The organism is Bacillus sp. N447-1 (genome assembly GCF_022701035.1).
GTDB lineage: Bacteria > Bacillota > Bacilli > Bacillales > Bacillaceae_G > Bacillus_A > Bacillus_A cereus.
Window position 1 is genome coordinate 5064864 of sequence record NZ_CP065509.1, and the last position, 24082, is coordinate 5088945.

Sequence of the window (24082 nt, forward strand, 5' to 3'; positions counted from 1 at the left end):
ACTTTATTCAGTGGAGGGGCTTTGTTCATCCCCCACTGAGTAGAAGCCCTCATCAATCGGGCTTTTACGGGCAGCAGGGCCCCCACCTAACTTTTTTGCTTGCGCTGAATTTTGAGGTGAGGGTCTTACTGCCCATAAATAGCGGGATAAATAGGTAAGAAAGGTGATTGGCATATGAATAAATCTAAATAGGTAGTTAAATGCTAAGTAATGCAAAGAACAATTGGTAATTTTTACATTGATAAAAAAGCTTGAGCTTCACACTATGTGAAGCTTTATATTATTGGAGACAAGAACAGGAGGTTGAAAAAATGAAAAAAGCAATAAAGTTTTGTTTAATAGCTACATTATCTACAACAATTATTAGTGGATGCTCTTTTGAGGGTAACAATGAAAATGTTAAAGGGAAAGAAGGGGAAAAAGTAGAGGTACAGAAAAATGCTGGGAAATATACGATGCCAGATGAAAAAGATAAACATGAAGGTACATGGCTGCAATGGCCACATGAATATACATATGGTGAAGAGTATAAGAAGGAAGTTGAACCTATTTGGGTTAAGATGGCAAGTGCTTTAACTGAGGGTGAGAAAGTCCACATTGTTGCATATGACCAGGAAGAAAAAGAAAGAATCAATAACCTTTTAACAGATGAAGGGTTAAATATGGAGAAGATTGATTTCTTTATCGCGCCTACTGATGATGTATGGGCAAGGGACAGTGGACCAATTTTTGTTTATGACAGCAATAAAAATCTCAAAATATTAGATCCAGCATTTAATGGTTGGGGGAAGAAAACACCTTATAAAAATGATGCTCAAATACGTAAGAATGTTAGTAAACAATCAGGAATTGAAAGAGTTGATTGGGGGAAATTTGTCCTTGAAGGCGGCGCAATTGAATTAGACAGCAATGGGACTGCTTTATTAACTCGAAGTGCAGTAACGAATAAAAATAGAAATCCTGATTTATCAGAAAAGGAAATTGAAAAATATATAAGTGACCTTGGGGTATCAAACTTTATTTGGTTAGACGGAGTACCTAATTTAGATATTACGGACTTTCATATTGATGGATTTGCTAAATTCCATAATAAATCTACTATTGTAACGATGAAAGAAGATGACCTAGCTGAATGGGGTTTATCTAATAAAGATATGGATACATTGTTAGATGCCAAAAATGCTTCAGGACAGAAATATAAGTATGAATACTTGCCGCTTAGTAAAGAAAAGGTTGCTTTAGAGAATGGAAAAACTCTCGATTATAAGGGATCGTATATCAATTATTATATTGGGAATACAGTTGTATTAGTGCCTAATTATAATGATCCGAATGATAAAATCGCAAACGATACGATTCAGAAGTTATACCCAGATCGTAAAGTAGTCGGTATTGATGTGAGGGAGTTGTATAAAAACGGCGGTATGATACATTGTGTGACACAACAACAACCAATTGCATTGAAGTAATTAATTGTAATTTCGTTGTGCTGCTATATAGACAAAATAGGTGGAATCTTATTACCTATTTTGTCATTCCTTATTATTTATAAAAATAAATTTAAATATAATGATAAATGAATTGTAGTGTATATTCGCTTTTCGTTTTATATGGTAAAGGAGAAAAATGTTTGTGTTAAAGAATTTTAAAATAGTGTTTTCGTATTTCCCTATCGTTTTACAGTACATTTTAAATGTAGCTTTAATTTGCTTAGGGTTGTTCTAAGTGTGTTTCTTATGAAAGAAGTCATTCAGTTTATACAAGAACTGAAATTGGATGGTAATGAATCTAGTTATCATTTAATTGATAGTATCGTCGTATTCTTTCTGTACTTCGAGTTCATCGTAATGATTATAAAGTATTTTCAAATGAATTTTCATTTTCCATTACGATATTTTATATATATAGGTATAACAGCTATTGTGCGTCTCATCATTATAGATCACGATAGTCCGTTAGATTTATTGTTATATGCCTGTGCAATCTTTGTATTAATTAGTGCATTGTTCATTGCGAATTCTAAAATGATGCGTCGGGATTTAGAATAGTAAACATTTGTTGTTGAATTAAATAAGATATTTTATCTTTTTGCAAAAAGGAGTAACGGTATTGAAAGAAATAATCTTAACCAGCCTCATAATGATAGGGTTTATGATTCTATTATTTAATTGTATACTTTCATGATTTAAAAGAATAAAAGGTTAATAGAGAAAGAGGTTTTTGTAAATATGGTTCATTACAATAATCAAAATAGTTTACATCAAATATTTACATTAAAAGGGACAATTATAAGAGATATTTTCCCACAAATCGTATTATATACGTGTATTTCAACGATAGTAGCTGTGATTAATTATTACTATACAGAAATAAATATAAATCAGACTCCTTGGGTAATCGTCGGAGGAGCTTTAGGATTACTATTAGTGTTTCGTACGAATACTGCCTATGATCGGTACTGGGAAGGTAGAAAGCTGTTTGGCGCGATTGGTGCTTGTACTAGAAATTTAGCAATTAGTTTTTTGTGTCATTGGGATTCTAAAGGGAAGAGTATGGAGCAGGAAAAAATAAAATTTTTACATCTATTAATTGCATTTCCAAAGTTAGCGAAAGGACACTTGAGAGAGGAAAAAGATTTATCTGAAGTGAAATCATTGCTCGCTGTCTGTTCTGAGAAGGAAAAAGCACTTTTGGTTGAGTCCAATCATTTACCGATTAGTATAGTTTTTATGTTGAAAACTATACTATCAAAAGGTTTGAAAACGGGGCAAATTCATCCAAATGCGATAATTAGTATGGAAATGGATTTGAATACGTTACTTACATCTGTGGGTGGATGTGATCGTATCAAAACAACACCTATTCCTTTTGCATATTTTGCTCATATAAAAATTTTATTGATTATATTTTGTGCGACTTTACCAATTGGTCTTGTTGATAGTCTCGGATGGTTTACAGTACTTGCGACTACGTTTATAAGTTTTGCATTCATAGGTATTGAAGCAATAGGGGTTGAAATTGAAGATCCCTTTGGTCAGGATCCAAATGATCTTCCGCTAGAAGGAATTTGTATAGGAGTAGAAGCGCATTTAGTGAATTTATATAATCAAAACGATCTATTAGAAGTAATGGGTTTGAATCTTGATACAAAAATCATTTAATCATTTATTGTTGTTTTAAAATAGGTTATTTAAAAAACTTGTCAAGAGTCAATTTAAGACTTAACGTCAGCTTTATATTTTTTATATAAATATATAATATTTCTCCATGCTATAATCCATTCATGAAATATACGCGGTTCATGAGTTGTAATGAAAAGAGAAATGAATTGAGGAATAGTTGGCTTTGTGAAATCAGTTATGTAACTACTATTAAAAAGCGAGGTAAATAATATGGAACAAAAACATAATGGGATTATTTTTACTGCAATACCAGACGAATCGAATGAATATTATCAACCATTTTATGAAGACTTGATTTACTTTAATGAATGTTTAAATGAAAAGAAATCAATTGCGGATCAACTTATATCTTTATCTGTTGAAGAACAAGACTTTCATACGAGCTGTTTTGAGTATGATGATATTTGGCTAAGAGATGTTGCACCGGTTGTCACAAATCATCTAGTTAAATTTAAATATCGACCAAATTATTTGCCAGATGATCAAGGGCGATATTTAGATCAACAGTTTAATAAATGGTTGAAAAAGAATGACTTTGAATATGTGAAATCCCCATTAATATTAGATGGTGGTAATCTTATTTGGAATAAAAAAGATACCGTAATATTAACAGAACGTATATTTGATGATAACGATGATTGGACAGAAGAGGAAATTATTGAGCAGTTAGAATGGGATTTAGATGTGAGCCGAGTTATTATTATTCCTGCTGAAGAAGGGGATGTACTAGCACACGCAGACGGAATGGTTAAATTTATTGATGAACATACAATGTTTATTAGTGATTTTTTAGGGGATCATGAATTTAGATATAGTGTTCAAGAGATTATTCAAGAACAAATGCCAGAAGCTGAATTTATAGTTGTTCCTTCATCATATACAGAGAAAGGACAATATGATCAAGAGATAGCATCAGCAAAAGGGTTGTATATAAATATGTTAGAATCATGTGATGCTCTTTATGTTCCTAAGTTTGGATTAGCTAAAGATGAGGAAGTTTTACGATATATTCAACAGTATACGGAGAAGCAAGTTATTCAAATTCATGTAGGAGAAATATCAACAATGGGAGGCGCAATGAATTGTTTAACGTGGTATTGTCCAAGCCATTTGTTACCTTCAAAAATGAGAAGATTAAAAAATCAGAATGAAGATTTTTCAATGAAGAAGATTTTTGATTGGTTTTAATAAATAAGTAATGAAAAGAAAATCTATTCAAGGAGTATTGATATGTATACCATCGCTGAGTTTTCTCGGATTTGTAAAATGAGTACGCGGATGTTAAGACATTATGACAAAGAGGAGATATTAAAACCGGCATATGTGAATCCGGTTAATGGGTATAGATATTATGAACAAGAGCAGCTGGAAGTAGCGTTGAAAATCAAAAAGTTAAGGGAGTATAAATTTCCTCTTCCAAAAATTAAAATTGTTTTGCAGTCATCAGATCAAGATTCGTTTGTTCAACATATACAATCACAAATTATCGAGTTGTCTCATGAAGTGAAGCAAAATTTACAGGTTATTTCAGAAATGAATGAAATGGTAAAGGTGAATAGTAGTCTAAATATTGCTCGTCATAGAAATTACGATATATTAATGGGAATGAGGAATGAAGTAACGATAATTACTCAAAGAGTAAAAATAGATATAGATGATATGGATGATTATTTTTATGACTTATATGAAGAGGTACAAAAAAATAATTTTCAAATAGTCGGTTCACCATCTGCAGTCTTTTATGATGAAGAATATATTCCAAGTAACAGTGATATTGAATTAAGAATCCCGGTTATGCAGGGGAATGATGAAGACGTAGCACAAGAGTATGAAATGAAACAACTAAGTCCACATCATATCGTTACTACTATGCATTATGGAAGTTACGACTATATAGGTTACGCTTATATAGCGTTAGAAGAATGGATTGAAAGAAATGGGTATGTGATAATTAATTCGCCATATGAGGTTTATATAAAGGGACCTGAATGTGATTGTTTAGCAGAAGAGTATGTGACACAAATTTGTTTTTTAGTTACGAAAATAGAATGAGAATAAGGATTGACATTAACATTATGTCAATCCTTATTCTATGTATGAAAGCAATTTATCATAATAAAAAGGAGAGAGAATATGAGAAGAACAATCATGATTATTTGTCTCGTTCTAAGTATGGTATGGATTTCCGCATGTACTGCTGGAGTAGGAGAAGGTGAGAGTGGTAGCGCTGTACTACCAAGTCAGTTACCTAAAAATGTAGTGTTTAAAAATGGTACAATCTATACTTCAAATGAAAAGCAAGACATCGTAGAGGCTGTAGCCGTTAAAGAGGGGAAAATTATATTTGTTGGTTCAAACAAGGATGTAGAGGAATTTATAAATGAAGATACGAAAGTGGTGGATTTACAAGGACGTTTTATCCTTCCTGGTTTTGTGGACAATCATAATCATATATTTGAAGCAAAATCACCAGCAGCAGGAAATTGTAGTGTCTCACCAGATGCTTCTCTGCAAAAACAACGCTCGTATTTAAAGGCTTGTAAAAAAGGTGTGAAAGATGGCGAATGGATAAGTGGAACGGGGTTCAGTTTGGAAGCGTTGTTAAAAGATATGGACGAAAAATCAGAGCAACAAACCCCATTACAAGTTCTTGATGAGTTATTTCCTAATAATCCAGTATTAATTATGGAAAGAACCTCCCATTCTGTATGGGTTAATTCAAAGGCACTCGAGTTAGCTGGAATAAATAAAGATACAAAAGATCCACAAGGTGGAAGGATTATTCGGGATTCCGAGACAGGAGAACCGTTTGGTATTCTTTATGATACAGCAGGAGATATCGTGATGGAAAAAGCATGGAATTCTCAACCAAATCTGTTTGAAAAAAATTATGAAGGTTTATTAGACGGTTTAGATGAGGTTGCAAAGAATGGTATTACTACAGTTGGTGATGGACGTCTTTATTGGAAGCGAGGCTGGTTAGACGTTTGGAATAAAGTAAATGACGAAAAAAAGCTAACGTCACGCGTAGTACTTCGACCATGGGTATATCCAAATTTAAACGAAGCAGAACAAATGGAGTATTTCAAAAAAATTAAGCGTGATGATGTGTCATCCCGTATGCTTATTAATCAAGTGAAAATGTATAGTGATGGAATTAGTATTAATAGCACTGCTAAAACACTAGAAAAATATAAATTTGAATGGTTTACAGGAACTCCGTATGGGTTGAATTATATTCCAGAAGAAAAAATGAAATGGTGGTTAACCGAATTAAATAAAATTGGTTACGGTGCACTTATTCATACAATTGGAGATGCTGGGGTAAGAGAGAGTTTAAATGCGATTGAAGCAGCGAAAAAAGAAGGTGCAAACCAGCCTTATACACTTACGCATGTGGAAATGGTAGAAGATAGTGATATAGATCGTTTTGCTAAGTTAGGTATTAGCGCTGATTTTCAAGTAGGTCATGATTTTGCGGAAGATCCAAAACAAAGCTGGGCAAGTACGTATTTTACAAATCAGCAAATGAAACGAATTATGCCGTTAGGGCGAATTTGGAAAACCGGTGCGAATGTATCACTTAGTAGTGATTGGGATGTAAACGAACTGAATCCACTTGTGACGATTTCAAATGCATTAAGCATTGATGAAAAGGGCTTGTCTGATGTATACGCAGCTATTGATGCCTATACAATTAAGCCAGCTAAAGCGCTAGGTCTTGATAACATTACAGGTTCGATTGAAGTAGGCAAATCAGCTGATATGGTATTACTAAATGAAGATATTACTAAAATGAGTGCCGATAAGATTCCGAATGCGAAAGTTTTAGTGACGGTTTTACAAGGAGAAGTAGTGTATCACAAGGAGAAATAAAGAGTCACCTTATAAAGTTGCTACAAGTAAATGAATATATTCCTGTTGACCTTAACACGATGTCAAAGTATAGACTGGACATACATTCATATAAGGGGTGAACACGTATGAGAAATATAGAAAATAGTTTGTATTATATGCCTGCGGAATGGGAGAAACATGAAGGTACATGGCTCCAATGGCCACATGATAAAACACATAGGGGTGAAGGTTACAGAGCTAAGTTAGATGATATTTGGATATCGATGGCAAAGGAGCTTCACTATGGAGAAAATGTCCATATTGTTGTATGTGATGAAGAAGAAAAAATACATGTCCAATCGAAGTTAATGGAAGCTAACGTGAATATGAATAAAATTGATTTCTTAATTCAAGAAACTGATGATATTTGGATAAGAGATAACGGACCAATCTTTGTAAAAGATAAAGAAGGGAACCGCTATCTAACGCACTGGATATTTAATGGTTGGGGAAATAAATATCCGTACGAAAACGACGCTAATATTCCGAATAAAATAAGTGAAATGTATCGCATTCCAAAAGTTGAATCTAGTGTCTGTCTAGAGGGCGGGGGAATTGAGACAAACGGAAACGGGACCTTAATGGCGGCGGAAACGTCTATTATAAATGAAAATCGAAATCCTACACTAAGTCAGAAAGAAATTGAAATGGAGTTAACGAAATATTTAGGAGTAACAAATTTTATATGGATAACTGGTATACGTGGAGAAGATAATTATGATGAAGATACGGATTATCATATTGATGGCGCAGCACGGTTTGTAAATGAAAATACGATATTGTATGAATATGATCCTTTCGGTGAAGGAGAGTCATATCTTTTGGAGGCGTACGAAAAGCATTATCAAGAATTGCGACAAGCAAGAAATATAGATGGCAAGCCATTTCAGCTCATTCCAGTACCAGTAACAAGAAAATTGGTAAAAGAAGCAGATTGTAAAGGATCGTACTTAAATTTTTACATTGGTAATGAAGTTGTATTGGTACCTATATACGGTGATGAACATGATAAATTAGGGCTTCAAATCATTGAAGGTCAATTTCCAGGGAGAAGAATTGTCGGTATATATGTTAACGAATTGTATGCATACGGTGGTATGATTCATTGTGTGACGCAGCAGCATATAGAATAGAGTAATTCAAATAAAAAGCATGCAGAGCATATACTCTGCATGCTTTTTATAATGTTGAAAACTCCTCAACAAGTTGAGTGAATTGTTTCAATGCACTTTCAATCGGTTCTGGCGTAGTTAAATCAACACCAGCTTTTTTCAATAGGTTTAGTGGATAATCAGAACTTCCACCTTTCAGGAATTCAATATAATTTTTCTGAGCATTCGGATCACCGCTTAATAGTTTATCAGCGATTTGAATGGCAGATGCGAATCCAGTTGCATATTTGTATACGTAAAACGGGCGATAGAAATGAGGGATTCTAGCCCATCCGTATTTTACTTCTTCATCAAATACAAGTGAATCACCGTTATATTCTTTAAATAGCTTTTCATAAATTTCACTGAATACTTGTGCATTTAATGGTTTACCTTGTTCAGCCATTTCATGTGTGATTTTTTCAAATTCTGCAAACATAATTTGTGTAAAGAAAGTACCTTTAAATTTCTCAATAAAATGGTTAACTAAATGGTTACGTACGTTCGTTTCTTTTGCTTCTTTTAATAAATAGTGAATTAATAACACTTCATTTACTGTTGAAGCGACTTCTGCGACAAAGATAGAATAATGTGCAGAAATTCTTGGTTGGTATCCATGTGAATAGTGCGTATGCATACCGTGTCCGCATTCATGAGTAAGAGTGAACAGGCTGTTTAAATCATCGTGATGATTTAAAAGAATGAAAGGGTGAACACCATATACACCAAAGTTATAAGCACCAGAACGTTTTCCTGGTGTTTCCCTTACGTCTATATATCTTTTATCTTTAAAACTTTTTAATGTTTCAATATATTCTTCTCCTAAAGGAGCTAGTGATGCAATCATAATGTCAAATGCTTCACTATATGGAATGTCTTGTTTTGCACCTTCTACTAAATCGACGCCTAAGTCGTATTGTCTTAGTTCATCTACGTTTAATTTTTCTTTTCGAATTTCATTGTATGTATGTAATGTTTGAATGTTTTTTTTCGTTGTATCAATTAGGTTTTCATATACTTCTTTCGGAACCATATCGCCAAATAATGATTTCTCTAGCGCTGATGGATAGTTTCTTAGCTTCGAAACAGTAACATTATTTTTAATAGCAGCGGATAAAGTAGATGCGATGGAATTCTTTAACTGAACATATGGTTTGTAATATGCTTTATAAGCTTCTTTACGCTTTTCACGATTCGTATCTTCTATTAACTTTGCATACATTCCGCGTGTTAAGTTCACTTTTTCTCCATCGTCAGTCGTCACTTCACCAAATAATATATCTGCATTGTTTAACATACCAAATGTGTGCTGTGGAGAAGAAAGAGCTTCACCCATCTGTGATAAAATTGCTTCTTGGTCCTTATTCAATACGTGTTTTTTATAACGATATAATTCAAATAAGTCTTCTTTATAATATTGTAAGCCTTCTGTTTCTTCTATGTAAGAATGTAATGTGCTTTCGTCTATGCTAAGTAAGAAGGGGGAAAAGAAAGATTTAGCTGCACTTACTTTCACGTGTAATTGTGATACTTTATCGACAAGAGATTGTGCGTCAGTATCGCGTGTATCAAGGTCAGATTGTAATCGTGCATAAGCGAACATTAAAGATATTATGCTAGAAATTTCTTCACTCTTCGTTAAATAAGCTAATAAACTATTGCCATCGTGAATATTGCCATTAAACTCGTGTAATTCCTTCGTTAATACTTCAATTTTATGAAAATCACTTTCCCAATCTTCAATTGTATGGTAAATGTCTGTTAAATCCCATTTTTCTATATCAGCTACTTGTAATCGATCTTTAAGTTCTGTCATAATCATTTCCTTTCTAAACATGTAGTTATATTTCTATATAACTATGAAATACAACAAATTGCAAAAAATCCCTGCTGAAAATTGAAAAGCCTTGCTAAAATAACAAGGCTTACATACTTATAGTGTAATTCCGAATTTTGAATGTAAAAGGTTTGTATATTGCATGTCTGTAACGGTTTCTTTCGTTTTTTTACCATTTTTCGCTACTGTAAGGCTATCTTTCGTTAAAGAGGCATGCCCATCTTCAGTTAGTTTTACAATAAGAGGTACTTTATTAAAGGGTGATCCTTCATGTTCAACGATAATTTTTTGTGCTGTATTTGCTTTTTCTTCATCCACTTCTTCTATATAAAATGCATAGCCTAACGTCCAATCATCAGCAGCAGATTGATCCAAGAACTCATTGTTTTTCCGCATCTCTAAAATGTAGTTTCCCTTTTCGGTCATTTCTTTACGAATACGATAATCTCCTGTAGCAGAGTGAATGACTTCACCTGAGAAAGGGACAGGGGCAAGAGGTAAGTATGATCCGAATCCTACTTCAATTAAATAAAGTTCATTATGATGTGTTAAAACGGTTGCGATATGGCCAGAATCAACAGCCCATATGGAGTTTGCAGCGTTATAAACTGTTCCTGAAACGAGATGAACATCGAATCCAGAATCTTTCAGGAAGTAATACATAGTAGGATTGAGTTCATAACAAAGACCGCCACGGTTATTTACTAAAATTTTCTCTTTCAAATTTTCTTTTGATATTTCTTTAAAATTCTTTTCGAGAATATTTAAGTTTTCAAAAGGAACAGTTTGTGCCATTGCGTACATAATGTTAGATAAATCTTCAAATGAAACTGTGTCTTTTTCTTCTATATGTAATCGTGCGAAAAATTGTTTTTGAAAGTCTGTCATCGAAATCCCTCCGTTATGCTTTTATAGGTAAATTGTAAACAATCTTGAATAGGATGTGAAATGAAAACTACGTTGAATATTTGAAATTAGATTAAAAATAATATGGGAGAGTGAGAGATTGCTACTTTACTAACGGTGGGACGAATATTATAATAATTCTGATAAACTATGCAAACGCTTTCTTGGAAGGGGATGGTGTACAGATGTTTAAAAGAATAACAATAGTCGGATTGTCAGTTGTTATGTTTTTACCTAGTATATATGAGGGGAGTAAGGCATATGCAGACACAGTTAACAATGGAACGTTAATGCAATATTTTGAGTGGTATGCTCCGAATGATGGGAATCATTGGAATCGTTTGCGTACTGATGTTGAAAATTTAACGGAAAAAGGAATTACATCTGTTTGGATACCACCTGCATATAAAGGAACTACGCAAAATGACGTAGGATATGGAGCATATGATTTATATGATCTGGGGGAATTCAATCAAAAGGGCACAGTGCGGACGAAATATGGGACGAAAGCACAATTGAAATCTGCAATTGACGCTTTACATAAGAAAAACATCGATGTATACGGTGATGTAGTTATGAATCATAAAGGTGGGGCTGATTATACAGAAACTGTAACAGCAGTTGAGGTAGACCCGAGCAATCGAAATGTTGAAGTATCAGGTGATTATGAAATTAGTGCGTGGACGGGATTTAACTTTCCAGGACGTGGAGATTCTTATTCTAATTTCAAATGGAAATGGTATCATTTTGACGGAACGGATTGGGATGAAGGAAGGAAATTAAACCGAATTTATAAATTTAGGGGCATAGGTAAAGCATGGGACTGGGAAGTGTCTAGCGAGAATGGGAATTATGATTATTTGATGTATGCGGATCTTGATTTTGATCATCCAGATGTTGCGAATGAAATGAAAAAATGGGGAACGTGGTATGCGAATGAATTAAATTTAGATGGTTTTCGTTTAGATGCTGTTAAACATATTGATCATGAATATTTGCGCGATTGGGTAAATCATGTTAGACAGCAAACAGGGAAAGAAATGTTTACAGTAGCTGAATATTGGCAAAATGATATCCAGACTTTAAATAATTATTTAGCGAAGGTTAATTATAATCAATCTGTGTTCGATGCACCACTTCATTATAATTTTCATTATGCTTCAACAGGAAATGGAAATTATGATATGAGAAATATTTTAAAAGGAACGGTAGTTGCGAATCATCCTACACTTGCGGTTACTCTAGTTGAAAATCATGATTCACAGCCTGGTCAGTCATTGGAATCTGTAGTGAGCCCTTGGTTCAAACCGCTGGCATATGCATTTATTTTAACGCGTGCAGAGGGGTATCCTTCTGTTTTCTATGGTGATTACTATGGTACAAAAGGAAATAGTAACTATGAAATTCCAGCGTTAAAGGACAAAATTGATCCGATTTTGACGGCACGAAAAAACTTTGCATATGGTACGCAGCGTGATTATTTTGATCATCCGGATGTGATTGGCTGGACAAGAGAAGGTGATAGTGTACATGCTAATTCTGGTTTAGCAACATTAATCTCTGATGGACCAGGAGGGGCGAAGTGGATGGATGTTGGAAAGAATAACGCAGGGGAAGTATGGTACGATATTACGGGTAATCAAACAAATACTGTAACAATTAATAAGGACGGATGGGGGCAGTTCCAAGTAAGTGGAGGATCAGTTTCCATATATGTTCAACAATAATTTGGTGATGAAAAAGAAGAGGTAGACTGAAATATAAGTTTTCCTCTTCTTTTTATATTGTGCATATTTATCCCGCTATTTGTGGGAAGCCCGATTGGTGAGGGCTTATTAAAGTTTCACTTTATTTTTCATAAATCTTTATTGTAATAAAAGAGCTAGTCGACCTTTATAACAACAAGAGAGGCATTGGAATATATAATGTCACCCGTGGCTTCTCTTATTCGTACTCGAAGAACATCCCCTTGATTTAAAGGTAGTAAATCAGTTCTGGCGGATGTAGCTCTCACCCCAGAAGCACCACCAACTCGCGTTTCAATTGCGAATTGAATGGAATCGTTTATTGTAAGATTTAATATACTAGACGATATAGCTTGTATTACAAATACAATTGAAAAGGATACAGAGTACACGCCAGTGGTATCAATTGTAATAGAATTATTTAATGGATTTAGGGTAGTTCCACTAGCAGGTCCTGGAATGGTAAAATTAATATTTGTATTAACTACTGCTGAAAAACCGATTCCTACTTGAGAAGTTATTGTTCCAAATATGGGAAGAATCCCTAAACCGGTTGCGCCAGTAGGACCAGTTATTCCGATTCCGGTAGGACCTGTAGCCCCAGTAGGACCAGTTATTCCGATTCCGGTAGGACCTGTAACCCCGGTAGGACCAGTTATTCCAATTCCGGTAAAACCTGTCGCGCCGGTAGGTCCTGTGATTCCAGTAGGTCCGGTGGGGAATGTAAATGGTGGAATTGATGGTAGTGTGGGACCGATTAAATTTGGTTCCAGAGCAGGTCCGTGTAAAATACTATACTCTTCATTCATATAGTAAACCTCCTATCATTGCTTGTCATAATTATTAAATGTATTTGGGGAAGTAAATGACATTCGCAATAGCGGAGGCGCTTCTTATAATTTCTCTTCAGCGAATATAGACCTAATTTAAGCAATATTGAAATTTATAGTTACGTACTACTAAAGTATGACACCTTTACTTCTCACGTAACATATAGTATGATGATTTCAATAAATTAGATTTCAATGACTATAATATAAATTAATGAGAGGTGCTTTTTGTGAGTGCGGTAGGTATTAAATAGGAAAAATTTAATGAAATAAATCGGATAAGACCAGGGGATTTTTATGTACATCATACCCCTAATTTTGTCATGCATTTATTTCAAAACCTATGAAGATACCTACAATACTTTATAAAGCGTGTAATAAGGGACTGCCATCTATTTTTTATGGCTTATTTCCTCATACGTTATTACACATGCCTTGTAAATGTAAAAGCTGCGGTATCCCCGCAGCTTTTTTGTATATGTTTTTATTGTATAATTATGGAATTTTATATATGACTCATTGGAATCTAATGAGTAGGTATCTTCATTTATGATAAAAATCAATCATAGTGAGGAGAAACAAAATGAATACGATGACTTTTGAAAAGTTACAATATAACGAATTAAAGGATATAGTGAAATCTTATTGTGTAAGTGGATTAGGTAAGGAATTATTAAACAAATTAGAGCCGAGTACGAGTATAAAAGTAGTGAGAAATCGGCTGAATGAAACGACAGAAGCACGAGCTATATTAGATGCAGAAGGGCATGTTCCTTTCTTCGGCATTTCTAATATTGCTAGTACAATTCAAAAATTAGAAAAAGGTATGATTTTAGATCCAGAAGAATTAGTGAGTGTTTCAGACTTTTTACGTGGATGTAGAAAGATTAAAAAGTTTATGTTAGATAAAGAATTTTTTGCACCAGTATTAGCTTCTTATGCAAATTCAATGACTGAATATAAAAGTATTGAAGAGGAAATTAACTTTTCAATTAAAGGAAATAGTATTGATGCAGCTGCAAGTAAAGAGTTAAAACGAATTCGAAATAATATCGATTCTGTAGATGGGAAAATAAAAGAACGTTTAACGAAGTTTTTAAATAGTAGTGCAAATAAGAAATTCATTCAGGAATTCTTTATTAGTAAAAAGGATGACCGTTATACGATTCCAATTAAATCTTCCTATAAAAACCAAGTTGCCGGAAGTATTATTGAAGCCTCGGCAAAAGGTTCTACTGTATTTATAGAACCGCATACGGTTACGAAATTGAATGCAGAACTAGCAGGTTTGAAAGCAGAAGAAGCGATTGAAGAATATCAAATTTTAGCGACTTTATCAGGGATGGTATTAGAAAATATTTATAGTATAAAGATTAACATGGAGCTAATTAGTCAGTATGATATGGTATTTGCGAAAGCGAAGTTTAGTAAATCGATTGATGGAATAGAACCGAAGTTAAATGATCATGGCTACATTCATTTAGTGAATTGTAAGCATCCGCTTTTAACAGGGCAAGTTGTACCCTTGAATTTTAAAATTGGTCAAGAGTATCGTAGTTTAATTATTACAGGGCCGAATGCGGGCGGAAAGACAATTGTGTTAAAAACGATTGGATTGTTAACATTAGCTACAATGTCAGGTCTTCATATTGCAGGAGATAAAGGGACAGAAATCGCTATTTTTGAAAATGTATTTGTAGATATTGGTGATAATCAAAGTATCGAAAACGCACTAAGTACATTTTCATCTCATATGAAAAATCTTTCTGAGATTATGAGGATGTCAAATAATAATACGTTACTTTTATTTGATGAAATAGGGAGCGGTACAGAGCCAAATGAAGGTGCAGCACTTGCAATTTCTATTTTAGAAGAGTTGTACTTTGCGGGATGTATTACCGTTGCGAGTACGCATTACGGAGAAATTAAACGATTCTCAGAAATGCATGATGACTTTATGAATGCAGCGATGCAGTTTAATAGTGAAACGTTAGAGCCGCTTTATAAATTAGTTATCGGAAAATCAGGAGAAAGTAATGCACTTTGGATTGCGAATAAAATGAACGTAAAAGAACATGTACTGAAAAGGGCGAAAGAGTACATGGGAAATAAAGAGTACGCTTTAGAAAAAGTGAATGAAAGTAAAATTAGAAAACCGAAATTCGTACAAGAAAAAAGAGAATCTCATTATGAGTACAAAATCGGCGATCGTGTTAATTTATTGGATCATGATGATTTTGGTATCATCTATAAGGAAAAAGATAATTTTTATAACGTTGTTGTATATTATAACGGTGAATTCGTTGAAGTAAATGTAAAACGTATTACTTTAGAAGTAGCAGCGAAGGAGTTATATCCAGAAGGATACGATTTAAATACACTATTTGTTGATTATAAAGAAAGAAAAATGCAACACGATATTGAGCGCGGATCGAAAAAAGCACTGCGTAAAATTCAAAAAGAAATAAGAAAGAATAGAGGATAAGTTAAAATGGTAACGATTAGACAAGAACAAAAAAATGATTATAGAAAAACAGAAGAAGTCGTAAAAGAAGCATTTTTAAAGGAAGAATTTAGTGATAAAACAGAACATGAACTTGTAAAACGTATTAGAGAATGTGACGCGTTTGTTCCAGAGTTATCAATTGTTGCGGTAGATGAAGATATAGTTGGTCACATTATGTTATCGAAAATTACAATAGAACAAGATGGAACTTCTGTAGAATCGTTAGCGCTTGCACCAGTTTCAGTTGCTAGGGGTCATCAGAAAAAAGGAATTGGTGGAAAACTGATTGTAGCTGCATTAGAAAAAGCGAAAGAACTTGGATACGGATCAGTTGTAGTATTGGGACATCCAGAGTACTACCCGAAATTTGGTTTTAAGAAAGCAAGTGAGTGGAATATAAAAGCACCGTTTGAAGTGCCTGAAGAGGTATTTATGATAATGGAATTAACAGAAAATTCTCTTCGAGGTGTAAAAGGAATTGTACAATATTCGAGTGCTTTTGCTGAGTAGGAGTAACGGTTAAGAAATGTAATCATAAAAGATGCTATCTTTTTGTATGGATATACAGAAAGATAGCTTTTTTTATTAAGCGGATCTACTGACGTATATTTTGCTCAATGAATAATTGAGGTGGTAAAATTGATATAGAAACGTAAAGGGAGAGAATGAAATGAATAAGCGAGAAACAGATAGCAATGAGAATGCAGTTACGTTATATGTTACAAGACACGGTAAAACAATATTAAATACGAATCATCGCGCGCAAGGTTGGGCTGATTCTCCATTAGTAGAAAAAGGTGTTGAAGTTGCCACAAATTTAGGGACAGGATTAAAAGATATTCATTTTATGAATGCATATAGTAGTGATAGCGGCCGCGCAATTGAAACTGCTAATTTAGTATTAAAATATAGTGAGCAATCAAAATTAAAACTTGAGCAAAGAAAAGATTTGCGAGAATTAAATTTCGGTATTTTTGAAGGTGAAAAACTTGAGAATATGTGGGATGTGGTTGGAAAAGCTGCAGGCGTTGCATCACCAGAAGAACTTATGAAGTTTTCTATTCAAGAAGTGATTAATCTTATTAGAGTAGCAGATCCTACAAAACAGGCGGAAGATTGGGAATTATTTTCTACTCGCATAAAAGCTGAGATAGATAAAATTAGTGAAGAAGCTGCTGGAAATGGTGGCGGTAACGTTTTAGTTGTCGTTCATGGGCTTTTGATTACTACCTTAATAGAAATGTTAGACAGTAGCAAAACAAAACTTGGGGTGGAAAATGCTAGTGTGACGAAGATTGTATACCAAGATGGAACATATACAGTCGAGTCGGTTGGAGATATGAGTTATGTTGCAAAAGGGAAAGAAAGTGTGGAAATATAATTAAATCTCAAATAGAAATAAGAAAAGGAAGGTAGAGAAATCTAGCTTCCTTTTCATTTTGTGAATTATGGGATTAATAAAATCTTCCCTGTGCTTTTACGGCTCTCTAATAATTCATGAGCAAGAGCACCGTCTTGTAAAGAGAATGTAGTAGGATTTGAAATGTTTAATTTTCCAGTTGCGATCCAATCGAATAATTGAGTAGATCGTTTTTTACGTTCTTCATAAGTGGTAAGCACGTTCCAAAGGTCTCCACCAGTTAAAGTTTTTGAAGTATCCATAAGCATACGCGGATCAACTGGCGCAGGATTACCACCAGCCATTCCGTAAAATACGACAGTACCGCCAATTTTAGTAGCGTTAAAACTTTCCCCTAATGTAGAACCTACTGATTCATACACAACATTTACTCCAGTTCCATTAGTCATTTCAAGTACTTTCATATGCCATGCTTCGGTATATAAAAATACGTGATCGGCACCAGCTAATGTAGCTATCTTTGCTTTTTCTTTTGATGATGTAAGACCAATTACTGTTCCGCCCTGTAGTTTAATCATTTGAATAAGAAGTTGACCGACGCCACCAGCTGCAGCGTGTACTAAAGCTATATCACCTTGTTTTAGTTGATAGCTATCGTGCGTTAAATAATGTGCAGTTAATCCTTGTAATAAGACAGAAGCGGCTGTTTCAAAAGAAATAGAATCTGGTAGTGGGATTACTTTTTCAGATGGAACGGCAACTAGTTCTGCATTTGCAAATGGGACGTCCGCAAATGCAATACGGTCTCCTAGGTTGATAGTAGTAACGTCAGCTCCTACTTTTTCAACAATTCCAGCTCCTTCATAACCTAATACATAAGGCAGATTGCCAGCAAGATGATAATCGCCGCGGCGTCTATAAATATCAGCGAAGTTTAATCCGATTGCTTTCGTGCGGACAAGAATTTCATTTGGACTTATGATTGGATCGTGTATTTCTTTATAGTGTAGAACATTAGCGTCTCCGAATGTTTCGAAACAAAGTGCTTTCATATGGAATACCTCCATTTATATTGTTTATAGATGTTCTTTATCATACAATACAAATATCAATAGACAAAGAGGATTATTTCGATGGAATCAATCGGAAATATCGATTGAAAAGAGGGATGATAAATGGAAATAAAACAGTTAATTACATTTAAAGTAGCGGCACATACTTTGAACTTTACACAAACTGCGAAGAAATTAAACTTTGCCCAATCGAGCGTTACAGCACAAATTAAAACATTAGAGGCTGAGCTCGGTACACCACTATTTGAGAGATTAGGGAAACGTCTTTTCTTAACTGAAGCAGGTAGGAAGTTTCAACTATATGCCGACAAGATGATTGCACTCAGTAACGAAGCGAAAATGGCTGTGAAAGATGATGAAGAAATAGCAGGTACGTTAATAATTGGTGCACAAGAAAGTCAATGTACATACAGACTGCCTTCTATACTAAAGAGGTTTAAAATACAATTCCCAAAAATAAAACTTATATTTAAACCAGCACATTCCAATAAAGATGCGAAGGAACAATTGATGGAGGGAAAAGTAGATCTTGCATTTATTTTGGATGAGTGTAAAACAGAAGATGTTTTACATGTGGAACCACTTATGAAAGAAGAATTAAAAGTAGTAGCTGCTCCTACACATCGTTTACTTGAACAGACTACTGCTTCTATAAAAGATTTAGAGAGTGAAACACTGTTACTAACAGAATTAGGCTGCTCGTATCGGACTTTATTTGAAGAGCTATTTCGCTGGGAAGATGTATATCCAGCAAATAAAATTGAGTTTGTTAGTGTTGAAGCAATTAAACAATGTGTTATTGCAGATTTAGGCATAGCCGTTTTACCAGCAATAGTAGTAGAAAAAGATATACGAGAGGGGACGATAAAAGAGTTACATTTAGAAAATACAATCTCTCCGATTTATACGCAAATCGCTTGGCATAAAGACAAATGGATGACAGTGCCACTGCAGCAATTTATTGATGTAACGAGGGAGTTCTTTACAACGGATTAAGTGGAGAAATATTTATTTTATAAAAAGAAAAAATGGCAATTTTGTATAAAGAACTGATGCTTGCATGTAACAAGTATCGGTTCTTTTATGTTTGAAATAAAGGATGTCTTCAAATTTGTATTTCTCAATTTTTTTTCTTAAAAGGATAAGTAAATTTCTTTGTATATTCCAATAATCGTAAGGGAATTTACAACTTTTATTCGTTTCTGTAAGATGCCTCTAGGCAGCATGAAAGGAGGGGCGTACATAGGGGATAGATAAACGTACTTATTTTGAGGGAGGAGATTTACAATGTTTAAAAAGCTAATGAAAGTATGTGTGTTAAGTGCAGCGAGTGTAGGGGTATTATTTAGTTTCCAAGGAAGTACATTTGCAGCTACTGATTTAAGCAGTTATTATGACGGGAAAAATCCAGCAACAACGAAAGTATACGGGGGAAGTACGACGTGTGATGCAGATGGATTTAATGCAAAATCTACAGCTGTATATGAAGGTAGTAAAAAAGTAGGGACAGTGTATTTACGTTACAGTAATAAATGTCATGCAGCATGGGCTAAGTTTGTTTTAGATCAACCAGCACCAGCTGTTTCGGGAGGAGTGTACGCGTACGCTGTTGTGAATAAATACAAAAATGGTGTATTCCAAAAATCAGTTACTTCTAATCAGGGGAACGGCACAATAAAAACAGGTCAAACGAGCACTTATACAGGAATGGTATTTGATTTGACTGCTGATTTCGGATACACAGCAGATGCTGAAGCAGTTACGTTTAATAACGGTTACGGAAAAACAGCACGTTATTAAGAAAGGAGTGAAATGATATGAAACTTTTAAAAAAGACGAGTGCATGTTTATTGCTATCTTTACTCATTGTAACTAGTATGTTTAGCACGACTAATAGCGATAAAGTATACGCAGAAGATCATTCATATGATGGGAAAAGTCCTTACTATAACAGCTGTGATCAATCCGCAGTAACGAAAGAAAAGAAGTGGATTGATTCAAATTCTTATGTAGAATTAAAATTTAGCACGACGTGTAAAACAGCGTGGGCAAAAGTTACTGTAACTCGCCTGGCAGTTTATAATAACGAAGCTGATGCAAGGATTGTTAGAAAAACAGATGGAAAGGCATACACTTGTGGAAGTGCTGGAGGAAATGGTGTTGTAAATAAAGGGCAAACATCATGCTATACGCCAATGGTATATGACTTAGATCCAAGAAAGGCGCAAGCACAGGGGAAACATGCAATACCAAATAGTGATGCTTATAATTATGCGGAGACTATTTGGTATTAATACGATTATACATGTTTTAAGAGCTGTTATTTGATATAAAAATGAAAGAGCCTTACTGCATTTTATTGTGGTAAGGTTCTTTAAATTTGTTTAATAGATTAACTGCATCCATTTACAAAGGTCTCTCTATATAATCGCTTTTAAGTATGGCCATAATAATTTCATCTGAGTATGTATCGTTATAAAATAAAGATTGACGTAAGGTTCCTTCTTTTACAAAACCAACTTTTTCATAAGCTTTAATTCCGCGTAAATTATGGCTAAATACTTCTAACTGTAAACGATTTAATGATAGTTGTTCAAAAACAAATCTTAAAACTATTTTAATAGCTTCCGTTCCATAGCCTTGTCCTGTTAATGCTATTGAAAGCATTGATATTCTGAATCCTGCTCTTTTGTTCTCCTCATCGATATCTAAAATCGACAACTCTCCAATCATCTTGTCAGTACTTTGTAAACAAATAGCGAAATCATAGCGACTTGAATCATTATTTATATGATCTATATGTTTCGTAATTTGCTCCAATGAAAAAGTGGACTTAGTTCCAGTCATATATCTTATTTCATCATCCATTGTACTTTGTAATATAATAGGAGCATCTAGCTGACAAAGAGGCCTTAAATAAATTCTCTCGCTCTCTAATCTCATTATAATTTTCTCCTTTAGTTAGTAATTGAATGTATAAATACTTAACTTTCTTCAATGAGTTACATAAAAATATGAATCTTAATTCGATGTTACATGAATTTTATAATGGCATGGTATACCTAAAACAAATAATAAATGTTTTATACACAACAAAATGTATCAACGAGTTTTTTGATCATACTATTATTCTTGCTGCTCATTCCGCTTTTAAATGAACACGAATGTATTAACTAAGGTCTGTATCAGGAGGAGTATATCCAAGGTGACGAGCCATAGATACAATTTGTCCTTTATGGTGAAATTCATGCGTCTCCGTATGAGTTAAAAGCCATAGCGGAGTTGTGCTCCAAGGTTCTTTTTGCCATTTCACTTCATTTGCTATATTTTCGAGCCAACGGTCATTGTATTCATCTAAAAAATGTTGTACAGTCTCATCTACTAACTTAAATCTAGCGCGAACTTTTTCCACATCTGCATGCTCAATTTCGTAATCGCTAGCAAATGAAAAATCTGCTCTTTTTTGCTTGAATGCGAATGATCCAAGCCAGTATCGATAGCAATCGGCTACATGAATATGAGTCTTTATAATGCTACCGCTTCCGAAATTAGGAACTGTGCTATGTAATTTTTCTACTGGGATTTCTTCCAAAAACGAAAATAGAGTTTCTCTTGTAGAGCTAATAAGATTATATTGTTGTTTTAAAATATGTAACATGCAAGTACACTCCTCTTTTATTAACATAGTAAGTAATTCTATATTTACGAGGAGTGAACCTTTTTATTATTTTTAATAAGCATATTAGATGTATTTCTTATTTGTTTCTGATAGATTAAACAAGGTGAAACTTTAATAAGTTGAACATTCTTAGTTCATAATAAATTGTACATCAAGAAGGGGAACGATAAAATGAATAGACTAGTGGGTTTAAAACAATTTGAAATAACGCGCGGGGCGTTACTTAAATTTATGGAAACGTTAGATGATAAAACTGTGGATACGCAGCCAGAGGGTTTTAACAATACAATTCGTTGGCATATCGGTCACGTGTTAACAGCAGCAGAGACTTTCATGTTCGGAAGAGAATTTAAACAATTGCCAACTGAATATCCAGGTATGTTTGGATATGGATCAAGACCATCTAAATGGACGACAGAAGGACCATCGTTAGAAGTGTTAACGGCTCAATTAAAAGAACAAGCAAAACGTATTAACGAAATTCCAGCAGAAGCATTTGAAAATAAACTGCCAGAGCCATTCCTAGGATTGGAAACAGTAGGGGAGCTTTACGGTATGATGCTTTATCATGAAGCTGATCATATTGGGCAAATGAAGGCGATGGAACGTATTATTAAAGCTCTTTAGTCTTAATTGCATATAACAAGCAATACAGTTGTAATGTTAAATAATATATACAAAAAAGGTAGATAAATTATTATCTACCTTTTTTGTATAACTTCTTGAAGGATTAGAGAATTTTATAATTTTTTATGTTGTGATTATTAATTGTAGTATTCCTAAATATGGAATATACGTATAATAATAGAGAAGAACTAGAAATAGGGGTGAATACTATGATTACATTAGAGCAAAAGTTGGAGCAATATAAACATACATATGTACAGTTAAAGGGAGAACTAAAATGGAAAACGAGTGATTCTCGAACAGGAATGATGATTGCTGCTATGTATGCAGGTAGTGATAAATTGTTTGATCTCGGACGTTTTTTAGAAATTAGTAGCTATATTAAGAATCAGGTAGGGATGTTTTCATACTTAAAGTCTTATCATCGTTTTGTAGTGGCCGCAACATTAGATATTCACTTTACAGATTACAAGGAAGCTTTTCGGAAGTTTTTAGATTTATATGAACAATTGGTCACTGGTGGCTTTAGCCGGAGTATATTTACTTATCTCGCAGCAGCTGTGCTTTTAACAGAAGAAAATGAACAGCATGGCGCGCACATTCAGCGTTCGATGCAAGTATATAAACGCATGAAAAAGGATCACCTCTTTCTTACAAGTACAAATGATTATCCGCTCGCAGTTTTATTAGCAGGACAATCAGAGCATGTAGAAACACTTATGGACCGAGTGGAACGTCTTTATCAGAAACTAGCGACAGCTGGTTTGCGTAAAGGGAATGATCTTCAATTTTTGAGTCATATTCTTTCACTAAAGAAGGATGTCAGGGAAGAACTATTAGTTGCAAAATGTACAAATATATGGAATTTGTTAAAGCAAGAAAAGGTAAAAGTAAAACAGATGCATTACCCAGCTATCGGGCTACTAGCGTTACTCGAGGACGGAGAAAAAGAGATTCATTCTATTCGAGCATTTATTGAAAAATTGCAGGGGGATAAATTGTTCCGTTGGCATACAGATACAACTATTCTTATTGCTATTCAACTGTTCGTAAGTCAGAAAGGTGAGGAAAGTAAAGCTACTAACACAGGTTTACAAACAATGATAGAAGTCCTCATACAAGCACAACAGGCAGCTATGATGGCAACGATTGCCGCTTCATCTGTAGCAACATCTTCTGCTAGTAGTAGTTCATAATGTGTAATTGCTTATACTCTTGTAAATTATAACTCCCTTGATAAGGACGGTTTAAAAAATATTACTAAAAACAGTTAGCTCATCACTTTCTAA

Annotated in this window: 21 protein-coding genes and 1 pseudogene; 16 read left to right on the plus strand and 6 right to left on the minus strand. The window is 34.1% G+C overall.

Annotated features, from left to right (window positions below):
* Positions 1 to 311 precede the first annotated feature (311 nt).
* The 7 genes and pseudogenes from IQ781_RS25915 to IQ781_RS25945 all read left to right on the plus strand — a co-directional run bounded on the left by IQ781_RS25915 (position 312) and on the right by IQ781_RS25945 (position 8212).
* Positions 312 to 1469 carry an agmatine deiminase family protein gene (locus IQ781_RS25915; RefSeq protein WP_000709181.1) on the plus strand — a complete coding sequence of 386 codons (1158 nt, stop codon included), beginning with the start codon at positions 312 to 314 and terminating at the stop codon, positions 1467 to 1469.
* Between the two features lie 163 nt (positions 1470 to 1632).
* Positions 1633 to 2048 (plus strand): annotated as a pseudogene (psiE, locus tag IQ781_RS25920) (phosphate-starvation-inducible protein PsiE).
* A gap of 180 nt (positions 2049 to 2228) precedes the next feature.
* On the plus strand, positions 2229 to 3161 hold the full coding sequence (locus tag IQ781_RS25925) for a bestrophin family protein (RefSeq protein ID WP_065382387.1): 933 nt from the start codon (positions 2229 to 2231) through the stop codon (positions 3159 to 3161).
* A gap of 231 nt (positions 3162 to 3392) precedes the next feature.
* The gene (locus IQ781_RS25930; protein ID WP_000435519.1) at positions 3393 to 4370 is read left to right on the plus strand and encodes an agmatine deiminase family protein; all 978 of its coding nucleotides are present in this window, start codon (positions 3393 to 3395) and stop codon (positions 4368 to 4370) included.
* 42 nt (positions 4371 to 4412) lie between these two features.
* Complete coding sequence (locus IQ781_RS25935) at positions 4413 to 5234, plus strand: MerR family transcriptional regulator (RefSeq protein WP_000287978.1); 822 nt, start codon at positions 4413 to 4415, stop codon at positions 5232 to 5234.
* 81 nt (positions 5235 to 5315) lie between these two features.
* Entirely contained in the window at positions 5316 to 7058 is a 1743-nt protein-coding gene (locus IQ781_RS25940) for an amidohydrolase (protein ID WP_001254972.1), read from the plus strand.
* A gap of 107 nt (positions 7059 to 7165) precedes the next feature.
* Entirely contained in the window at positions 7166 to 8212 is a 1047-nt protein-coding gene (locus tag IQ781_RS25945) for an agmatine deiminase family protein (protein ID WP_065382386.1), read from the plus strand.
* A 46-nt stretch (positions 8213 to 8258) separates the two neighbouring features.
* On the opposite strand, the gene pepF is transcribed toward IQ781_RS25945, so the two are convergent.
* Together pepF and IQ781_RS25955 are read right to left on the minus strand one after the other, a co-directional pair.
* The gene (pepF, locus tag IQ781_RS25950; RefSeq protein ID WP_000137535.1) at positions 8259 to 10046 is read right to left on the minus strand and encodes an oligoendopeptidase F; all 1788 of its coding nucleotides are present in this window, start codon (positions 10044 to 10046) and stop codon (positions 8259 to 8261) included.
* A gap of 117 nt (positions 10047 to 10163) precedes the next feature.
* The gene (locus IQ781_RS25955) at positions 10164 to 10955 is read right to left on the minus strand and encodes an arylamine N-acetyltransferase family protein (protein WP_000129192.1); all 792 of its coding nucleotides are present in this window, start codon (positions 10953 to 10955) and stop codon (positions 10164 to 10166) included.
* Between the two features lie 203 nt (positions 10956 to 11158).
* On the opposite strand from IQ781_RS25955, the gene amyS reads away from it, so the two are divergent.
* Positions 11159 to 12700 carry an alpha-amylase gene (gene amyS, locus IQ781_RS25960; protein ID WP_139846879.1) on the plus strand — a complete coding sequence of 514 codons (1542 nt, stop codon included), beginning with the start codon at positions 11159 to 11161 and terminating at the stop codon, positions 12698 to 12700.
* Positions 12701 to 12855: 155 nt separating this feature from the next.
* Here amyS and betA read toward each other — a convergent pair whose 3' ends face one another.
* On the minus strand, positions 12856 to 13527 hold the full coding sequence (betA, locus tag IQ781_RS25965; RefSeq protein ID WP_069358177.1) for a collagen-like exosporium glycoprotein BetA: 672 nt from the start codon (positions 13525 to 13527) through the stop codon (positions 12856 to 12858).
* A gap of 604 nt (positions 13528 to 14131) precedes the next feature.
* On the opposite strand from betA, the gene IQ781_RS25970 reads away from it, so the two are divergent.
* The 3 genes from IQ781_RS25970 (at position 14132) to IQ781_RS25980 (ending at position 17435) form a co-directional block, all read left to right on the plus strand.
* Positions 14132 to 16033 (plus strand): endonuclease MutS2, encoded by a 1902-nt coding sequence (locus tag IQ781_RS25970; protein WP_139846878.1) that lies wholly within the window; start codon positions 14132 to 14134, stop codon positions 16031 to 16033.
* A 6-nt stretch (positions 16034 to 16039) separates the two neighbouring features.
* Entirely contained in the window at positions 16040 to 16564 is a 525-nt protein-coding gene (locus tag IQ781_RS25975) for a GNAT family N-acetyltransferase (protein ID WP_000256470.1), read from the plus strand.
* A gap of 160 nt (positions 16565 to 16724) precedes the next feature.
* Positions 16725 to 17435 carry a histidine phosphatase family protein gene (locus IQ781_RS25980; RefSeq protein ID WP_001042044.1) on the plus strand — a complete coding sequence of 237 codons (711 nt, stop codon included), beginning with the start codon at positions 16725 to 16727 and terminating at the stop codon, positions 17433 to 17435.
* 65 nt (positions 17436 to 17500) lie between these two features.
* On the opposite strand, the gene IQ781_RS25985 is transcribed toward IQ781_RS25980, so the two are convergent.
* On the minus strand, positions 17501 to 18466 hold the full coding sequence (locus IQ781_RS25985) for a quinone oxidoreductase family protein (protein ID WP_139846877.1): 966 nt from the start codon (positions 18464 to 18466) through the stop codon (positions 17501 to 17503).
* 123 nt (positions 18467 to 18589) lie between these two features.
* On the opposite strand from IQ781_RS25985, the gene IQ781_RS25990 reads away from it, so the two are divergent.
* From IQ781_RS25990 to IQ781_RS26000, 3 genes are all read left to right on the plus strand, one after another.
* Positions 18590 to 19483 carry a LysR family transcriptional regulator gene (locus tag IQ781_RS25990; protein ID WP_000403897.1) on the plus strand — a complete coding sequence of 298 codons (894 nt, stop codon included), beginning with the start codon at positions 18590 to 18592 and terminating at the stop codon, positions 19481 to 19483.
* A 291-nt stretch (positions 19484 to 19774) separates the two neighbouring features.
* A complete protein-coding gene (locus IQ781_RS25995; protein ID WP_000473741.1) occupies positions 19775 to 20287 on the plus strand; it encodes a YjfA family protein in 513 nt (170 codons plus the stop codon).
* A 17-nt stretch (positions 20288 to 20304) separates the two neighbouring features.
* The gene (locus tag IQ781_RS26000) at positions 20305 to 20781 is read left to right on the plus strand and encodes a DUF2690 domain-containing protein (RefSeq protein WP_000771156.1); all 477 of its coding nucleotides are present in this window, start codon (positions 20305 to 20307) and stop codon (positions 20779 to 20781) included.
* A 112-nt stretch (positions 20782 to 20893) separates the two neighbouring features.
* On the opposite strand, the gene IQ781_RS26005 is transcribed toward IQ781_RS26000, so the two are convergent.
* Entirely contained in the window at positions 20894 to 21430 is a 537-nt protein-coding gene (locus IQ781_RS26005; protein WP_001235433.1) for a GNAT family N-acetyltransferase, read from the minus strand.
* A gap of 226 nt (positions 21431 to 21656) precedes the next feature.
* Positions 21657 to 22145 carry a DinB family protein gene (locus tag IQ781_RS26010; protein ID WP_063220840.1) on the minus strand — a complete coding sequence of 163 codons (489 nt, stop codon included), beginning with the start codon at positions 22143 to 22145 and terminating at the stop codon, positions 21657 to 21659.
* Positions 22146 to 22337: 192 nt separating this feature from the next.
* Here IQ781_RS26010 and IQ781_RS26015 point away from each other — a divergent pair, with 192 nt between their 5' ends.
* On the plus strand, positions 22338 to 22793 hold the full coding sequence (locus tag IQ781_RS26015) for a DinB family protein (RefSeq protein WP_001081123.1): 456 nt from the start codon (positions 22338 to 22340) through the stop codon (positions 22791 to 22793).
* Between the two features lie 158 nt (positions 22794 to 22951).
* A complete protein-coding gene (locus IQ781_RS26020; RefSeq protein WP_002041575.1) occupies positions 22952 to 23989 on the plus strand; it encodes a DUF4003 domain-containing protein in 1038 nt (345 codons plus the stop codon).
* The last annotated feature ends 93 nt before the right edge of the window (positions 23990 to 24082 follow it).

Bases quoted from the DNA above. Each gene is read 5' to 3' on its own strand.
- IQ781_RS25925 (WP_065382387.1), top strand. From the start codon at position 2,229: ATGGTTCATTACAATAATCAAAATAGTTTACATCAAATATTTACATTA.
- IQ781_RS26000 (WP_000771156.1), top strand. From the start codon at position 20,305: ATGAAACTTTTAAAAAAGACGAGTGCATGTTTATTGCTATCTTTACTC.
- IQ781_RS26015 (WP_001081123.1), top strand. From the start codon at position 22,338: ATGAATAGACTAGTGGGTTTAAAACAATTTGAAATAACGCGCGGGGCG.
- pepF (WP_000137535.1), bottom strand. From the start codon at position 10,046: ATGACAGAACTTAAAGATCGATTACAAGTAGCTGATATAGAAAAATGG.
- IQ781_RS25975 (WP_000256470.1), top strand. From the start codon at position 16,040: ATGGTAACGATTAGACAAGAACAAAAAAATGATTATAGAAAAACAGAA.
- IQ781_RS26020 (WP_002041575.1), top strand. From the start codon at position 22,952: ATGGAATATACGTATAATAATAGAGAAGAACTAGAAATAGGGGTGAAT.
- IQ781_RS25970 (WP_139846878.1), top strand. From the start codon at position 14,132: ATGAATACGATGACTTTTGAAAAGTTACAATATAACGAATTAAAGGAT.
- IQ781_RS25945 (WP_065382386.1), top strand. From the start codon at position 7,166: ATGAGAAATATAGAAAATAGTTTGTATTATATGCCTGCGGAATGGGAG.
- IQ781_RS25940 (WP_001254972.1), top strand. From the start codon at position 5,316: ATGAGAAGAACAATCATGATTATTTGTCTCGTTCTAAGTATGGTATGG.
- IQ781_RS25990 (WP_000403897.1), top strand. From the start codon at position 18,590: ATGGAAATAAAACAGTTAATTACATTTAAAGTAGCGGCACATACTTTG.
- IQ781_RS25930 (WP_000435519.1), top strand. From the start codon at position 3,393: ATGGAACAAAAACATAATGGGATTATTTTTACTGCAATACCAGACGAA.
- amyS (WP_139846879.1), top strand. From the start codon at position 11,159: ATGTTTAAAAGAATAACAATAGTCGGATTGTCAGTTGTTATGTTTTTA.
- IQ781_RS25915 (WP_000709181.1), top strand. From the start codon at position 312: ATGAAAAAAGCAATAAAGTTTTGTTTAATAGCTACATTATCTACAACA.
- IQ781_RS25955 (WP_000129192.1), bottom strand. From the start codon at position 10,955: ATGACAGACTTTCAAAAACAATTTTTCGCACGATTACATATAGAAGAA.
- IQ781_RS26010 (WP_063220840.1), bottom strand. From the start codon at position 22,145: ATGTTACATATTTTAAAACAACAATATAATCTTATTAGCTCTACAAGA.
- IQ781_RS26005 (WP_001235433.1), bottom strand. From the start codon at position 21,430: ATGAGATTAGAGAGCGAGAGAATTTATTTAAGGCCTCTTTGTCAGCTA.
- IQ781_RS25985 (WP_139846877.1), bottom strand. From the start codon at position 18,466: ATGAAAGCACTTTGTTTCGAAACATTCGGAGACGCTAATGTTCTACAC.
- betA (WP_069358177.1), bottom strand. From the start codon at position 13,527: ATGAATGAAGAGTATAGTATTTTACACGGACCTGCTCTGGAACCAAAT.
- IQ781_RS25980 (WP_001042044.1), top strand. From the start codon at position 16,725: ATGAATAAGCGAGAAACAGATAGCAATGAGAATGCAGTTACGTTATAT.
- IQ781_RS25995 (WP_000473741.1), top strand. From the start codon at position 19,775: ATGTTTAAAAAGCTAATGAAAGTATGTGTGTTAAGTGCAGCGAGTGTA.
- IQ781_RS25935 (WP_000287978.1), top strand. From the start codon at position 4,413: ATGTATACCATCGCTGAGTTTTCTCGGATTTGTAAAATGAGTACGCGG.